Source organism: Streptomyces sp. NPDC048825, assembly GCF_043198355.1.
Classification (GTDB): domain Bacteria; phylum Actinomycetota; class Actinomycetes; order Streptomycetales; family Streptomycetaceae; genus Streptomyces; species Streptomyces xiangluensis.
Window position 1 is genome coordinate 617,272 of record NZ_JBICUR010000001.1, and the last position, 16,140, is coordinate 633,411.

General features: G+C 69.5%; 14 protein-coding genes. 12 read left to right on the forward strand and 2 right to left on the reverse strand.

The features are described 5' to 3' along the window. Positions 1–30 precede the first annotated feature (30 nt). The 3 genes from ACGFNK_RS02755 to ACGFNK_RS02765 all read left to right on the forward strand — a co-directional run bounded on the left by ACGFNK_RS02755 (position 31) and on the right by ACGFNK_RS02765 (position 4,129). Positions 31–1,482 (forward strand): glycosyltransferase, encoded by a 1,452-nt coding sequence (locus ACGFNK_RS02755; RefSeq protein ID WP_393411229.1) that lies wholly within the window; start codon positions 31–33, stop codon positions 1,480–1,482. A 91-nt stretch (positions 1,483–1,573) separates the two neighbouring features. Beyond that, positions 1,574–2,899 carry a nucleotide sugar dehydrogenase gene (locus ACGFNK_RS02760; RefSeq protein WP_393411231.1) on the forward strand — a complete coding sequence of 442 codons (1,326 nt, stop codon included), beginning with the start codon at positions 1,574–1,576 and terminating at the stop codon, positions 2,897–2,899. 63 nt (positions 2,900–2,962) lie between these two features. Continuing rightward, a complete protein-coding gene (locus ACGFNK_RS02765) occupies positions 2,963–4,129 on the forward strand; it encodes a glycosyltransferase (RefSeq protein WP_393411233.1) in 1,167 nt (388 codons plus the stop codon). Between the two features lie 206 nt (positions 4,130–4,335). Here the strand turns inward: ACGFNK_RS02765 and ACGFNK_RS02770 are convergent, their stop codons facing one another. Further along, complete coding sequence (locus ACGFNK_RS02770; RefSeq protein WP_393411235.1) at positions 4,336–4,860, reverse strand: cysteine hydrolase family protein; 525 nt, start codon at positions 4,858–4,860, stop codon at positions 4,336–4,338. A 128-nt stretch (positions 4,861–4,988) separates the two neighbouring features. On the opposite strand from ACGFNK_RS02770, the gene ACGFNK_RS02775 reads away from it, so the two are divergent. Beyond that, positions 4,989–5,576, forward strand: coding sequence for a TetR/AcrR family transcriptional regulator (locus ACGFNK_RS02775; RefSeq protein ID WP_393411237.1), 588 nt, complete (start codon positions 4,989–4,991; stop codon positions 5,574–5,576). 28 nt (positions 5,577–5,604) lie between these two features. On the opposite strand, the gene ACGFNK_RS02780 is transcribed toward ACGFNK_RS02775, so the two are convergent. After that, positions 5,605–6,297, reverse strand: a complete 693-nt coding sequence (locus ACGFNK_RS02780) for a class I SAM-dependent methyltransferase (protein WP_393411239.1) — start codon at positions 6,295–6,297, stop codon at positions 5,605–5,607. 197 nt (positions 6,298–6,494) lie between these two features. Here ACGFNK_RS02780 and ACGFNK_RS02785 point away from each other — a divergent pair, with 197 nt between their 5' ends. The 8 genes from ACGFNK_RS02785 (at position 6,495) to ACGFNK_RS02820 (ending at position 16,053) form a co-directional block, all read left to right on the forward strand. Then, positions 6,495–7,724, forward strand: a complete 1,230-nt coding sequence (locus tag ACGFNK_RS02785) for an ROK family protein (protein WP_393411241.1) — start codon at positions 6,495–6,497, stop codon at positions 7,722–7,724. Between the two features lie 173 nt (positions 7,725–7,897). Beyond that, positions 7,898–9,229, forward strand: a complete 1,332-nt coding sequence (locus ACGFNK_RS02790) for an ABC transporter substrate-binding protein (protein ID WP_393411243.1) — start codon at positions 7,898–7,900, stop codon at positions 9,227–9,229. 7 nt (positions 9,230–9,236) lie between these two features. Continuing rightward, positions 9,237–10,196, forward strand: coding sequence for a carbohydrate ABC transporter permease (locus ACGFNK_RS02795; RefSeq protein ID WP_393411245.1), 960 nt, complete (start codon positions 9,237–9,239; stop codon positions 10,194–10,196). Between the two features lie 5 nt (positions 10,197–10,201). Then, a complete protein-coding gene (locus ACGFNK_RS02800; RefSeq protein WP_393411247.1) occupies positions 10,202–11,122 on the forward strand; it encodes a carbohydrate ABC transporter permease in 921 nt (306 codons plus the stop codon). Positions 11,123–11,128: 6 nt separating this feature from the next. Continuing rightward, positions 11,129–12,394 carry a 6-phospho-beta-glucosidase gene (locus ACGFNK_RS02805; protein ID WP_393411249.1) on the forward strand — a complete coding sequence of 422 codons (1,266 nt, stop codon included), beginning with the start codon at positions 11,129–11,131 and terminating at the stop codon, positions 12,392–12,394. Further along, positions 12,391–13,356 (forward strand): N-acetylglucosamine kinase, encoded by a 966-nt coding sequence (locus ACGFNK_RS02810; protein ID WP_393412136.1) that lies wholly within the window; start codon positions 12,391–12,393, stop codon positions 13,354–13,356. Before ACGFNK_RS02805 ends, ACGFNK_RS02810 begins: the two co-directional genes overlap by 4 nt. Positions 13,357–13,552: 196 nt before the next feature. After that, a complete protein-coding gene (locus ACGFNK_RS02815; protein ID WP_393411251.1) occupies positions 13,553–15,031 on the forward strand; it encodes a hypothetical protein in 1,479 nt (492 codons plus the stop codon). A gap of 14 nt (positions 15,032–15,045) precedes the next feature. Beyond that, positions 15,046–16,053, forward strand: coding sequence for a glutamate ABC transporter substrate-binding protein (locus tag ACGFNK_RS02820; RefSeq protein WP_393411253.1), 1,008 nt, complete (start codon positions 15,046–15,048; stop codon positions 16,051–16,053). Positions 16,054–16,140: the final 87 nt, after the last annotated feature.

Consider the following 16,140-nt stretch of genomic DNA (forward strand, 5'->3'; position numbering starts at 1 on the left):
TTCTCCGCTCCGTCGGCCTACCGTTCCGATATGCCACTTCGTATCCCATATGCACTTATTCTTGCGGCATCGGTGGCCTGGGCCGAGCTGCGCCACGACCCCGTTCGGGCGATACTGCTCGGTTTGCGTCTGTTGCCGACGGCTGCCCGACGCCGACTGCGCCGGTTCGAGCGGTGGCTCACTGCCCGCGCCCGCACGGCCGGACCGACCGCGACGCCCTCCGCGGCGCGGCTACCCGCACCCGCCGGGCCGGCCATCCGGCCCGTGCCGGGCCGAGTCCTCCACCTCGTCACCAACGGGCTGCCGTTCAAGCACGCCGGCTACACCGTGCGCACCCAGGCCCTGACCGAGGCACAGCGGGCGGCCGGGCTCGATCCGCACGTGGTGACGCGCATCGGGTTCCCGGTCGCGCAGGGGGTGCTGGACGCCCGCCCCTTGCAGATCGTGGGTGATGTGCCGCAGCACCGGCTGCTGCCGCTGATGCTGCCGTACGGGCAGAGCGCGGCACTGGCCCGCAACGTCGAGCTGGCCGGCCGTCTGGTGGAGCGGCTGCGGCCCAGCGTCTTGCACGCGGCGACCGACCACGGCAACGGACGTGTGGCGCTGGCCCTGCGCGAGACCTACGGACTGCCCGTGATCTACGAGGTACGAGGCTTTCTGGAGGAGACCTGGCTGACCCAGGCCCCGGGCCGTTCCCGTGACGACGAGACCTACCGCGCCCGGCGCGATCTGGAGACGTACTGCATGCGCGAGGCCGATCTGGTGCTGACGCTGGGCGCGGCGATGCGGGCCGAGATCGTGGCGCGCGGGGTGCCCGAGGAGCGGGTCCTCATCTCTCCGAACGCGGTGGACGAGACATTCCTCGCTCCGCTGCCGGACGGCGCGCCGCTGCGTGCCCGGCTCGGCATCGCTTCGGACGACCTGGTCGTCGGCACCGTCAGCAGCCTTACGCCACACGAGGGCATCGGCACGTTGCTCCGTGCGGGTGCCGAGTTGCGGCGCCGGGGAGCACCCCTACGACTGCTGATCGTGGGCGACGGCCCGGAACGCCCAGCGCTGCAGCGACTTGCCGCCCGACTGGGCCTCGACGACGGCGTCGCCCTGTTCACCGGTCGGGTGCCGCACTCCCAAGTGCGCGACTACTACGCCGCGTTGGACGTCTTTGCGCTGCCACGCACCGACGAGCGCGTATGCCGTCTGGTGACCCCTCTCAAGCCGGTCGAGGCTATGGCGAGCGGCCTTCCCGTCGTCAGCAGCGATCTCACAGCCATGCGGGAACTGGTCGAGCCGGGAGTGAGTGGTCTCCTGATTCATCATCAATCATCTCGTGTCTGGGCAGATTGTCTAGAAGAACTTATTTACTGTCAAAAGCGACGAAACGAATGGGGAGCAGCCGCCCGTGAGCTGGTCGCGCGCGAACGCACCTGGAAACGGGTCGCGGCCACGACCCGTGAGGCGTACCGCAGTCTCGGATGCGTCTGACGCCCAGATCCCCCAGCCGCACCGTCTTGCACCTTTGGTCCATCACGTCCTGCCGTCCGGCAGGACCTGCCTTGAGGCGGAGTGAATCGCTATGCAACTCTCACCGGCCGAACCGCTCGGGGAATTGAGTGCACTGCTGGCGGAGGAAGAACGCGACGACCGCGTCGAACTCGCGGTGATCGGGCTCGGTTACGTCGGACTGCCGCTCGCGCGTGAGGCGGCCTCCGTCGGCCTGAGAGTCGTGGGGCTCGACCGGGATCCCCGGGTCGTCGCGGGACTCAACGCCGGCCGCTCCCACGTCGACGACGTGTCGGACGAGGACGTCCGCCGGATGCGGGAGGCGGGATTCACGGCGTACACGGACGACGCCTGCCTCGCCCGGGCGCAGACCGTGGTGATCTGCGTGCCGACCCCGCTCAGCGAGGACGGAGGACCCGACCTGAGAGCGGTGGCCTCCGCGTCCCGCGCGGTCGCGAGCAGGCTGCGGCCGGGACAGCTCGTCGTCCTGGAGTCGACCACCTATCCGGGCACCACCGAGGAGATCGTACGGCCGCTACTGGAGGAGTCCGGGCTGCGGGCGGGCGAAGACTTCGCACTGGCCTTCTCACCGGAGCGCATCGACCCCGGCAACACCACGCACGGACTGCGCGAGACACCCAAGGTGGTAGGCGGCTGCACCCCGTCGTGCGCCGCCCAGGCGGTCGCCTTCTACGGAAAGCTCGTCGACACGGTCGTCCAGGCCAAGGGCACCCGCGAGGCCGAGATGGCCAAACTGCTGGAGAACACCTACCGGCACGTGAACATCGCGCTCGTCAACGAACTGGCCATCATCAGCCGCGAGTTGAATGTCGACGTCTGGGACGCCATCCGCTGCGCGGACACCAAACCGTTCGGCTTCCAGGCCTTCCGGCCGAGCGCCGGAGTGGGCGGGCACTGCATCCCCATCGACCCCAACTACCTGTCGTACAAGGTGCGTTCCTCGCTCGGCTACGACTTCCGCTTCGTCGAGCTCGCCCAGGACATCAACCGGCGGATGCCCGAGTACGTCGTACGGCGCGCCCAGGACCTCCTCAACACCGCCGGCCGGCCGCTGAGCGGCTCCCGGGTGCTGCTGCTCGGCGTCACCTACAAGCCCGACGTCGCGGACCAGCGCGAGACCCCGGCCCTGCCAGTGGCCCGGCTGTTGCGGGGGCGGAAAGCCGAGGTGTCCTTCCACGACCCGCACGTGCCGCTGTGGACCGTCGACGGGGTGACCGTCCCACGCGTCTGCGACCTCATGGCGGCCGTACGCGATCACGACCTGACGATCCTGCTGCAGGACCACTCGGCCTACGACCTGCCCTTGCTCGCCGACGAGGCCCGCCTGCTGTTCGACACCCGAGGGCGGATCTTCCAGCCCGGGGTCGAAGTCCTGTAGCCCGCCATCCACCGCGGCACGTTCCAACGTCCCTGGGCTGCCGGGGAGTTATGAGGTTCTTTGATGCGTGTTCTCGTCGTCACCATCGTGCATCACCCCGAGGATGCGCGGATCCTGCACCGGCAGATCGCCGCCCTGCGGGAGCGCGGCCACCAGATCGAGTACGCCGCGCCGTTCACGGCGTACGGGGTGACGCCGCGGCCGGGCATCGAGGGCCTGGACCTCCCCCGGGCCACCGGCCGCGACCGCCGCGCTGCGCTGCGCGCGGCCCGCAAGCTGCTGACCGAGCGCGGTCCGGAGGCGGACGTGGTGCTGCTGCACGACCCCGAACTGCTGCTGGCCCTGCCCGGCGCGATGCGCCACTGGCGGCGAGGCGGGCGGGCTCCGGTGATGGTGTGGGACGTGCACGAGGACACGGCAGCGGCGCTCGTCATGAAGCGCTGGGTGCCGGGCGTGCTGCGGCCTCCACTGCGGCTGGGGGTGCGGGCCGCCGAACGGCTGGCGGAGCGGTATCTGCGGCTCCTGCTGGCCGAGGACGCGTACCAGGCCCGCTTCCGCCACGTCCAGCCCGTCGTGCCGAACTTCGCGACCGTACCGCCTCTCCCGCCCGAGCCGCCCTGCGACGACCGCGTTGTCTATCTGGGCCGCCTGTCGCGGGCGCGCGGCGTACTGGACATGATCGAAACGGCACGGCTGCTGGGACCTGCCGTGCGGGTCGAGGTGATCGGCGAGGCGAACCCGGACGTACGAGACGCACTCACGGAGGCCGACCGGGAAGGCGTGCTGCGCTGGTACGGCTTTCTGCCCAACAACCGTGCGCTCGCCAAGCTTTCGGGCGCTCTGGCCGGCCTCTCCCTCCTGCACGACCAGCCCAACTACCGCCACTCACGCCCGACCAAGGTGGTCGAGTACATGGCCCACGGTGTGCCTGTCGTCACCACACCCACCCCGCTCGCGTCGGAGCTGGTCGAGCGGCACGGCTGCGGACTGGTCGTACCTTACGAGGACCCGGCGGCCGTGGCGGAGGCCGTACGACGTCTGCGTGCCGACCCCGAGCTCCGGGCGCGCGCAGCTCGGCAGGGTCGTGAGGTTGCCGTTGCCGGTCTGAACTGGCAGGTCAGATCGGCCGAGTTCGCGGCCCTCCTGGAGCGATGGGTGAAGGAGGCGAATGCCGGCATGCACGCCGCTTCCGGCTCCGCACACAAGAGTGACGCGGCTCTGGTCGGCTGACCACCGCTCGGGCCTACGGTCCCCAGCCGGCGGGTCCGGGTCTACGGCCTCGGTGGCGTCGGCGCGCATGACAATGTTCGGCGCAGGCGGAGTGAGTCCTCGGGGTTACCGGCGGCTTCGGCTTCGCCGAACGTCGCGAAGTACCGGTTTGCACTTGTACGAGGCTGGCGGCGCCCGGAGGGTTCTGGGCGCCGCTTCGTCCGGGATCACGGGCGAAGGTCGGTGATCCCGGTCGGCTTCACCACGCGGGCTATGCGCCAGAGCCCGATCCAGCTCTCCGGGAAGACGGTGTCGTCGAGCAGCGCGGAATGGACCTGCGGGTCGGGGTCGGCGCAGGCGTCGGCGCAGACGGCGACCTCGTAGCCGACGTCGTACGCCCACCGAGCGGTGGACAGCACCGTCCCCGACGTCGCCACACCGGCGATGACGATCCGGCCGACGCCGGATGCGCGCAGCTGCTCGTGCAGGTTGGTGGTGGCGAACGCTCCGAGGGTGGTCTTGCCCAGCACGGGTTCGTCACCGACGGGCGCCAGCAACGGGTGGATCTGATCGCGCATCGCCTCGTGGAGGACATGGAACACGGGCAGCTTCGCGGCCCGGGCCGTCGCCATGGCGTTCGACGCCCGCTCCGCGACGGCGGCGTCGTGACTGAAGTTCTCGACGATGTGGGTCGCGAAGTCCAGAGCGAGGAAAGCCGTTCGCGTTGCCGTTTCCTGGTCTGCCTGGGTCATCAGATCTCCTGTGCGAGGGAACGGGCCGCCGACCATAATCGGAGACCACGCCCCGGTTACGGTTTCGGCTAGCATAACCGGAGACATCGCCCCGGTTGGAGCCGACCTGGCTGACGAAGGAGATCCACATGGAGGCGGAGAACCGCCCCCTGCGCGCCGACGCCCGCCGCAACCGGGACCGGCTCCTTGAAGTGGCGAGGCAGGCTTTCGCCACCGAGGGACTGTCCGTCTCGTTGGATGAGATCGCACGCCGGGCCGGAGTGGGTCCGGGCACCCTTTACCGCCACTTCCCCACCAAAGAGGCGCTCTTCGAGGCTGTCGTCCACGAGCGCCTCCGGCACCTTGTCGACGAGGCCCGAGCCCTGTCCCGCGCCGACGACCCCGGAGCGGCCCTGTTCACGATCCTGGACCGTGTCGTCGCCGACGCCGCGGAGAAAGCCGACCTCATCGAGGCCCTGGCCGGCGCCGGCGTCGAGGTCCGGACAACGGTCTCCGCGACAGCCGCCGACCTCCGCCGCGAGATCGGCCACATCCTCGCCCGCGCCCAGGACGACGGCACGGTCCGCGCCGACATCGGCACCGCCGACCTCATGGCGGTCCTGGGCGGCGTGCTCCTCGCCCTGCGCCACCCCGCCAACAAAGCCGCGGATCCACGGCGCTCCCTGGCGATCGTGCTCGACGGGCTACGAGCCGCACCCGGGCCGAAGGCATCGTAGACGCGTCTATTGACGCCGTTGTGACCCGTCAGCCCCGCTCTCCAACCGGTTCCGCCACGCCCACCATGAAGCTCCCGCCCACCAGCCGGACGTCGGCCGACCAGCCGAGGGTGGCGAGATCGCCGGTCAGCGTCTCGGGGTCATGGAAGACCTTCACGACGCGATGGCGGCTGCCGTCGTCGAGTTGGCGCACCACCGTGGACGTGGACTGGGGCGCGAGGAATTCCTCGCGCCAGGCCTCGGACGGGCCCTCGTCGATGAAAATCGCCTTGCCCTGTGGGGCGAGGGCCTCGCGGACCGTGTTCCAGAAAGCGGGCAGTCGCGACGGTGGGACGTGGGAGAGCCAGAAGGCGAAGAAGACCGTGTCGTAGCGGCGTGACGGGTGCCAGGTGAAGACGTCGGCCTGGGTGAACAGGACGTTGGGGGACGTGACGCGGGCGCACGCGATGTCCAGTGTCTCCGCTGCCGCGTCGAGCGCGGTGACCGAGCGGGCGCGTTCGGCAAGTACGGCGGTCCACTGGCCCGTTCCGCAGGCCAGCTCCAACACGTCGCCGTTGATGGGGAGTTCGTCGGCCGCGGCCAGCAGGTTCCGCAGGTCCTCGCGCTCGGCATAGACCCGGTCGTACTCGGGCGCTCTGGCCTGGTAGTAGGCCATCTGCTCCGCCAGAAGGGCGTCGTCCGGAAGGCCATGGTCCACAAGCGCTTCGTCCTCGCCAGCCATGGGCCGACCCTAGCCGTACAGCCCCACGTAACGACTTTGTTGCCTGGCAGTGGCTGGTATTGACGCTTCCGTGGCCGACGGCCTACCTTCCTCAACCAATAGGAAAGTTTCCTAACAGTGATCCGGCAGGGTCGAGCATGGACGCCTGCAAGAGATCGCTGAGAAGCTGGCCAACGGAAGGGCAGGTGACGACAGCGATGGCAGGATCCGCCGGTACCCCGGGCACCCCGCGCGTCCTGCGCGCCATGAACGACCGGGCCGCTCTCGATCTGCTGCTGGAGCACGGGACGCTGTCGCGGACCAGGATCGGCAACCTCACCGGCCTGTCCAAGCCGACCGCCTCGCAGCTCCTCGCCCGGCTGGAAGCCGCCGGTCTCGTCGTCGTGACCGGCACCAGTGAGGGGCGGCCCGGGCCCAACGCCCAGTTGTACGCGGTGAACCCCGCCGCCGCCCGGGTCGCGGGCCTCGACGTCACCCCCACCGGAATCCGTGCCGCGATCGCCGACATCACCGGCGAGACCGTCGGACGGTTCGAACTGCCGACCCCCGGCCGCAGCGCCCAGGGCGCCATCGACCGCGTACTGCTGGCCCTGGACGGCGCGGTCAAGGACGCCGGGCTGCACCGGGCCGACGTGCACCGGATCGTGATCGGTACGCAGGGCGCCTTCGACCCCAGCACCGGCAACCTGCGTTATGCCAGCCATTTGCACGGCTGGCACTCGCCCCGGCTGCTGGAGGACATGGCCGCCGCGCTCGGCCCCATCCCCTTCGAAGTGGAGAACGACGTCAACCTCGCCGCCATCGCCGAACAGCGCATCGGCGAAGCGCGCGGCTGCGAGAACTTCACCCTGCTCTGGGGAGAACGGGGCTTCGGCGCCGCGGTCGTGATCGGCGGCCGACTGCACCGGGGCGCCACCGGAGGCGCCGGCGAAGTCGCCTTCCTCCCGTTGCCGGGAGCCCCGCTCGTACGCAATGTCGCCCGCAGCAACTCCGGCGGCTTCGAGGAACTCGCCGGTCGCCGGACCGTGTTGCGCCTGGCCCGCGAACACGGACTGACGGCCCCACCGGGCAGCGGCACCCTCACCGAGAAGGCCGCCGCGGTGGTCGCCGAAGCGGCTCGTACGGCCGAGAGCCCCGGACCGGGGCAGGCCGTGCTCGCCGAGTTCGCCACCCGGCTCGCCACCGGACTCGCCGCGGTCGTCGCGGTGATCGACCCCGAACTGATCATCCTCGCCGGCGGGGTGATCACGGCCGGCGGCGAAGCCCTGCGCTCCCTCGTCCAGTCCGAGCTCGCCGAGCTGGCCGTCCCCCGCCCCGCCATCCGCCTCAGTACGACACCCGACAGCCCCGTACTGACCGGCGCCCTGCAGTCCGCCCTCGCGGCCACCCGCGACGAGGTCTTCGACACCACGGGTCGCACCCCCTGACCCGTACCACCTGATCCACCATCTCCTGGTCCGTACGGCCGGACCGTACCGCCTGATCCGCGGGCCCTGACCCGCTCCGTCCCCTCCCTACGCACGCCCGATTCCCTTCGCACGCCCAAAAGTTCCCTTCGCACGCCCAAAAGTTCCCCGCGCACGCCTCAAGGAGTTCCGTCATGCCCAGAATCAGTCCCGTACGTCTCGCCGTCGCGGCCACCGCGCTCGCCCTGACCGCCACGGCCTGCACCGGTTCCAGCACGTCCGGCGCGACCGACGACGCGAGCAAGCCGTCCACCATCACCTTCTGGCACCCGTGGAGCGCGCCCAACGAGGTCAAGGCGATCGAGGCGAACGTCGCGGCCTTCGAGAAGGCGCACCCCAACATCGACGTCAAGGTCGTCGGGAACGTCGACGCCGACAAGGTGAACCAGGCGCTGCGCGCGGGCGGTTCGAACGCCCCGGACGTGGTGGCGTCCCCGGAGACCAGCAACGTCGGCAAGTTCTGTTCGTCGGGTGTCTTCGCCGACCTCGATCCCTTCCTGGAGAAGTCGAAGATCGACACCGCGAAGACCTTCCCCAAGCCGATGCTGGACTACACCCAGTTCGAGGGGACGCGCTGCGCACTGCCGCTGCTGGGCGATGCGTACGGGCTCTACTACAACAAGACGATGTTCGAGGAGGCGGGCATCACGTCCCCACCCAAGACGCTCTCCGAGTTCAAGGCCGCCGCGATCAAGCTGACCAAGGGCAAGGGCGACAGCTACTCGCAGCTCGGCTTCATGCCGAACTTCCACGGCTACGAGGTCACCGTCCCGCACCTCGCGGCGCAGTGGAGCCCGGAGTACTTCACCGCCGACGGCAAGTCGAACGTCGCCGAGGATCCGGCCTTCAAGGAGCTGCTGACCTGGCAGCAGGACATGGTGAAGTCGCTCGGCGGCTTCAAGAAGCTGGAGAAGTACCGCTCCACCTTCGGTGACGAGTGGTCCGCCCAGAACCCGCTGCACACCGGGCAGATCGCCATGAACATCGACGGCGAGTGGCGCGGCGGCATGATGAAGGACGCGGGCGTGGACTTCGAGGTGGGGGTCGCGCCGTTCCCGGTCCCGGACGACCAGGCGGACACCTACGGCAAGGGCTTCCTGACCGGCACGATCATCGGCCTCGCCAGCACCAGCAGCAAGCAGAACGCCGCCTGGGAGCTGGTGAAGTACATGACCACCGACACCGACGCGGTGGTCTCCTTCGCCAACGCCATCAACAACGTCCCCTCGACCTTCGCGGCACTTGAGTCCCCGAAGCTCGAGAACGACGCGACGATGCAGGCCTTCGTGAAGATCGCCCAGAACCCGGACAGCAACACCGCGCCCGCCGCGGTCAACGGCAGCGCGTACCAGGAGACCCTGCAGAACCTCGCGTACGACTACGAGTCCGGCAAGGTGAAGGACCTGGACGCGGGTCTGGCGAAGGTCGCCGGGCAGATCGACACCGACATCGCCAAGGCGAAGTAGCAGCCCCATGACGATCCTTCACGGCCACTCGGCGGCGCTGCGTACCAAGCGCCGCCGGGAGGGGCTGCGTACGCTGGCGTTCCTCTCCCCCTGGCTCATCGGTTTCAGCGTCTTCTTCGTCTATCCGCTGCTGTCGACCGTCTACTTCTCCTTCATGAAGTACGACGGCTTCAAGCCGCCCACCTTCAACGGGCTGACCAACTGGACATACGTCTTCAGCCAGTACCCCTTCTTCTGGGCCGCGATGCGCAACACCCTGTGGCTCGTGGTGATCATGGTGGCGGCCCGGGTGGTGTTCGGTCTCGGCGTCGGGCTGCTGATCACGAAGATCAAGACGGGTGCGGGGCTGTACCGCACCTTCTTCTACCTGCCGTATCTCGCCCCGCCCGTGGCGGCGACCCTGGCCTTCGCCTTCCTGCTCAACCCCGGCACCGGCCCGGTCAACCAGGTGCTCGGTGACCTGGGCCTGCCGCAGCCGGGCTGGTTCAACGACCCGACCTGGTCCAAGCCGGCGCTGACGCTGCTCGCGCTGTGGGGCATCGGCGACCTCATGGTCATCTTCATGGCGGCGCTGCTCGATGTGCCCAAGGAGCAGTACGAGGCCGCCGAGCTGGACGGCGCGGGCCCCTGGAAGCGCTTCCGCTTCGTCACCCTGCCCAACATCTCGCCCATCGTGCTGTTCGCCGTGGTCACCGGCGTCATCCAGACCATGCAGTACTACACGCAGCCGCTCATCGCCGGTAAGACGGCCAGCGGCGTGATCGGCGCCGGGGCCGGCCAGATCTACGAGCCCGGCTACCCGGGGAAGTCCACGCTGACCCTTCCCCAGCTCATCTACACCCTGGGCTTCCAGCGCTTCGACACCGGCTCCGCCTGCGTGGTCGCGCTCGTGCTGTTCGTCCTGTCCATGGCGTTCACCGCGCTGCTGATGCGCCGCCGCGGCGGCCTGATCACGGTGGAGGACTGATCCCGATGACCAACACCGTCACCGCACGCCCGCCGGCCCCCACCAAACCCGCCGGTCCGCCCGGCAGAGCCGACCGTAGCCCGGCAGCCCGTACCGCCCGCCGCAGGGCGCTGCTGCACTGGATCGCCGTGCACTGCCTGGGCATCACCGCAGCGCTGTTCTTCATCATGCCGTTCGTGTTCATCCTGCTCACGTCCCTGATGGACGATCGGCAGGCGCTGACCAGCGCCCTGTGGCCGAGGTCCTGGAACTGGGACAACTACGCGAACGTCTGGCAGGCCCCCGGCTTCCTGACCTGGTGGCGCAACACCCTGCTCTACGCGGGCCTGGGCACCCTCTTCACCGTCGTCTCCAGCGTCCCGGTGGCCTACGCCCTCGCCAAGTTCCGCTTCCGCGGGCGCCGGATCGCCACGATGCTCGTGATCTCCGCGATGATGCTGCCGCCACAGGTGATCATCGTGCCGATGTACCTGTTCTGGGCCAAGCAGATGCACCTGACCGGCACCCTCTGGCCGCTGATCATCCCGATGGCCTTCGGCGACGCCTTCAGCATCTTCCTGCTGCGCCAGTTCCTGCTGACCATCCCCGACGAATACCTCGACGCCGCCAAGGTCGACGGCTGCGGCGAGTTGCGCACCCTGCTGCGTATCGTCGTGCCGCTCGCCAAGCCGGGCATCGCCGCCGTCGCGCTCTTCCAGTTCTTCTACTGCTGGAACGACTACTTCGGCCCACAGATCTACGCGAGTGACAATCCGGCGGCCTGGACGCTCAGTTACGGCCTTGAGTCGTTCAAGGACAACCACCATACGAACTGGAATCTGACCATGGCCGCGACCCTGCTGGTCATGGCCCCCGTGATCATCGTGTTCTTCTTTGCGCAGAAGGCGTTCATCGAGGGTGTCACGCTGACCGGAGTGAAGGGCTGACTGACCGTGAAACTGGCAGTAGTGGGCGGGGGTTCGACCTACACCCCCGAACTCATCGACGGCTTCGCCCGGCTGAGGGACACCCTGCCCGTCGAGGAGCTGGTGCTCGTCGACCCCGCGGCCGAGCGGCTGGAGCTGGTCGGCGGCTTGGCGCGGCGCATCTTCGCCCGGCAGGGGCACGGCGGACGCATCGTCACGACCTCCGACCTGGACGCGGGCATCGAGGGCGCCGACGCGGTCCTGCTGCAACTGCGCGTCGGCGGACAGGCCGCGCGCGAGCAGGACGAGACCTGGCCCCTGGAGTGCGGCTGCGTCGGGCAGGAGACAACCGGGGCGGGCGGTCTCGCGAAGGCCCTGCGTACGGTGCCGGTGGTGCTGGACATCGCGGAGCGCGTACGGCGGACGAATCCGGGCGCCTGGATCATCGACTTCACCAACCCGGTCGGCATCGTGACCCGCGCCCTGCTCGAAGCCGGCCACAAGGCGGTCGGGCTGTGCAATGTGGCGATCGGTTTCCAGCGGAAGTTCGCCGGGATGCTCGGCGTCGCGCCCGTCGACGTGCACCTCGATCACGTCGGGCTCAACCACCTCACCTGGGAGACGGGTGTACGACTCGGGGGTCCCGAGGACGAAAACGTCTTGCCGAAGCTGCTCGCCGAGCACGGTGACGCCGTCGCCGCCGACCTGCGCATGCCCCGCGACGTCCTCGACCGCCTCGGTGTCGTCCCCTCCTACTACCTGCGCTACTACTACGCGCACGACGAGGTCGTACGGGAGCAGCGCACCAAGCCGTCGCGGGCCGCCGAAGTGGCCGAGATGGAGCGCGAGTTGCTGAAGATGTACGGCGACCCGGACCTTGCCGAGAAGCCGGCGCTGCTCGGCAAGCGGGGCGGGGCGTACTACTCGGAGGCGGCCGTGGACCTCGCGGCCTCGCTGCTGGGTGCGGGAGGAAGCCCGTACCAGGTCGTCAACACGTACAACAAGGGGACGCTGCCCTTCCTGCCCGACGACGCCGTCATCGAAGTGCAGGCGGCCGTCGGGAAGTCGGGGCCCCTTCCGCTGCCGGTGCCGTCGGTGGATCCGCTGTACGCGGGCCTCATGGCGAACGTCACCGCGTACGAGGACCTGGCGCTTCAGGCCGCGCTGCACGGTGGCCGCGACCGGGTCTTCCGCGCGCTGCTCGCGCATCCGCTCGTCGGCCAGTACGCGTACGCCGACGCCCTCACCGATCAGCTGATCGCGCACAACCGGGAGCACCTCGCGTGGGCGTGAGACCAGGTGTTCTCGCCATCGACGCGGGGAACAGCAAGACCGATGTCGCCGTCGTCGCGCGGGACGGGCGGGTGCTCGCCGAGGCGCGCGCGGGCGGTTTCCGGCCGCCCGAGGTCGGGGTGCGGCAGGCCGTGGAAACCCTGGCGGAGGCCGTCGACCGGGCCTTCGCCGAGGCCGGCGTCAGCTCCGTGGACCATGTCTCCGCGTGTCTCGCCAACGCCGATCTCCCCGTCGAGGAGGAGGAGTTGGCCGCCGCGCTGCACGCGCGCGCGTGGGGCACGAGTACCGAGGTACGCAATGACACCTTCGCGATCCTGCGCGCCGGGATCGCCGAGCCGCGCGGAGTGGCGGTGGTGTGCGGCGCGGGCATCAACTGCGTCGGCATGCGGCCCGACGGACGCATCGCCCGCTTCCCCGCCATCGGCCGCCTCTCCGGCGACTGGGGCGGCGGCGGGGGCCTCGCCGAGGAGGCCATCTGGCATGCGGCGCGCGCCGAGGACGGCCGGGGCGGCCCGACCGTGCTGGCCCGCGCCCTGCCCGCCCATTTCGGCCTCGACTCCATGTACGCGCTGATCGAGGCCTTCCACCTCAAGCACCTGAGGCACGAACGGCGCCACGAGCTGACGCCGGTCCTGTTCGCCACGGCGGCGGCAGGCGACCCGGTGGCCCGCGCGCTCGTCGACCGGCTCGCGGAGGAGGTGGCGGTCATGGCGAGTGTCGCCCTGTCCCGTCTGGAACTGCTCGACGAGGAGGCCCCCGTACTTCTCGGCGGCAGCATCCTGGCGGCCCGGCACCCCCAACTCGACGACCGGACAAGGGAACTGCTGGCCGAACGCGCCCCCAAGGCCGTACCCCGAGTGGTCACCGCGAGCCCGGTTCTGGGCGCCGCGCTGCTCGGCCTCGACCACGTAGCGGCGCCCGACGAGGTGCACGCGCGCGTGCGGGCACATTACGAGGGCTGACGCAGGGAACCGTAGGGTTCTGGATGGCGTATTCATGGTTGCGCTGCGGTACGGATTGCACTGCGATACGAACAAGATCCAGTCAGGGCCTGTGCGGATGTCAGTCCCGGCGGGGATACTTGCGGCCGTGCACTTCTTCCCGTGCGTCCTGACGTGCGGGCGGACGTGACGGAGGGATGACCATGGGGGAGGTCAAGTGACATACACGCCGAACGGCGGCTCGGCGCCACCTGGCGCGGGACCGCCCACGATGCCCGCCATGCCGCCGCAGCCCGGGCCACCGGTCGCGGTGCCACCGGCTGCGCCCGCCGTGCAGCCCGGCCCTGCCGTGCCCGGCGGACCCGACCCGACGCCCCCGCGCCGTACGGCCTGGGCGGAAGGCGTCGACCAGTTGCGTGCCGCGGCGACGACGGAGCCGGGGCGGCTGCGCATCATCGGTGCCGCGCTGGCCTTGTTCCTCGTGGCGTTCGGCTCGATGACGGCCTGGCAGATGACCGAGCGTTCGGCCGCCGCCGACAACGTACTGAACAGCAGCCAGCCGCTGAGCGCCGACGCCGCGCTCATCTACCGCTCGCTCGCCACCGCCAACACCGCGGCCTCCAGCGGCTTCCTCGCGGGCGGCCAGGAGACCGCCGAGTCCCGCCAGGAGTACGAGCGGGGCATCAACACGGCCGCGGACAGGCTGGTCAACGCGGCGGCCAACTCCGAGCCGGGCTCCAAGTCGGCTCAGACCATCACACGGCTGAACAAGCGGCTGCCCGAGTACAAGGGCCTCGTCGAGCGCGCCCGGTCCAACAACCGGCAGGGCTACCCGCTCGGCGGCGCCTACCTGCGGTACGCCAACGCGAAGATGCAGGTCATGCTCAAGGACGCCGAGGATCTCTACAAGATGGAGAACCAGCGGCTGCGTTCCGACTACGACTCGGCGACGCCCTACCCGTGGATAGCGATCGGCGCCGGCGTCGTCGCGATCGGCGGCCTGGTCTGGGCCCAGCGGCGCAACTACCACCGTACGAACCGGGTGCTGAACCACGGCATGGTCACCGCGACCGCCGCCTCCACGGTGGTGCTGCTCTGGCTGGTGGTCGGCCACAGCTTCGCCAGGGCAGGGCTGAACGATTCGTACGACCACGGGGTACGGTCGCTGAACGTGCTGAACGACGCCCGTATCGCCTCCCTCAAGGCACGCGGCAACGAGACCCTGACGCTGGTCAGCCGGGGCGCCGAGACCAAGGAGGTCGACGGCGAGGTCGTGGACGCGTACGACAGCGACTACCAGGTGCAGATGAAGGACCTCTCCGCCAAGCTGGCCGCCGCCGAGGACCTCGCCGACGACAGTGCGGGCGAGTCCCCGGTGAAGGGCGCGACGGAGAACATGCAGGTCTGGCAGGACCGGCACAAGGACGCCCGCAAGGCTGACGACTCGGGCGACTACCAGGGCGCGCTGGACAAGGTGATCGGCTCCAAGGACGACGAGCCTACGGGCGAGTGCTTTGCCAACGTGGACAAAGATCTCGACAAGGCGCTCAACCATGAGCAGGGCGAGTTCGAGGTGGCGGCCGCGGACGGCAAGGGCGCGATGACGGGGCTTCCGGTGGGCGCCGCGGTGCTCGCGGTGCTGGGCGCCTCGGGTGCGGTGCTCGGTATCGGGCGCCGGCTGTCGGAGTACCGGTGAGAGGGGGCATGACGATGAAGGCACGACGTGTGCGGGCCGCTCTGAAGGGCTGGGGCGGCGTCGGCGCGATGGCGGTCGTCCTGGCCCTGACAGCGGTCTTCGCGCTGGTGCTGCCGCTGTCGCAGTCCCGCGGGGACGGCAGCACGGGCACCGGCAGTCAGGGCGTGGCCAGGGGCATGCAGACCAAGGCCGAGGAGTGCACCGACCCGCAGGACCAGAGCCTTGCGCCGTCCGGCGACCAGAACGGCGAGACGATCCAGAAAATCCGGGAACGCGGCAAGCTGCTGGTCGGCGTCGACCAGAACAGCTACCGCTGGGGCTACCGCGATCCGAACAGCACCTCGAAGACCAGCGAGCTGGAAGGCTTCGACATCGATCTCGCGCACGCGATAGCGGGCGAGATCCTCGGCGACCGGGAGGCGATCGTGTTCCGCGCCATCCCCACCAACGAGCGGATCCCGGCGATCCAGGACGGCCGCGTCGACATGGTGGTCCGCACGATGACGATCAACTGCGACCGGCTCGAGCAAGTCGCCTTCTCCTCGCCGTACTTCCAGACCGGCCAGCAGGTCCTGGCCCCGAGGATCTCGGACATCAAGGAGTACGACGCGTCCTTGGCGAACAAGAAGATCTGCACGGCGAAGGGCTCCACCGCCTTGGCGGCCCTGGAGGCGGACAAGAAGGCCGGCAAGCTGGTCGCCTCCGCCGACATCAAGACCACCGTGCCCAACCAGCTCGACTGCCTGGTGAGGCTTCAGCTCGGTGAGGTCGACGCCGTGGTGACCGACGGCGCGCTCGCCGCGAGCCAGGCCGCGCAGGACCCGACGGTCGAGCTCAAGGGGGAGCCGTTCACGACCGAGTACTACGGAGTGGCGATGAAGAAGGGCGCCGACGACCTGGTGCGCCGGGTCAACCAAGTACTGGTGGACTACCGCGAGAACGGCTGGCAGCAGTCATACGACAAGTGGCTCAAGCCGACCATCAAGAAATCGGCGGTACCACCGCCCGTCAAGTACAAGTAGCCGGAGCTGGTTCCGGCGGCCAACCTGATACCACCAACCTGATACCACTGGAGAGTTGCCCGGAGCGCGGGGGAACGCGCACAGGGA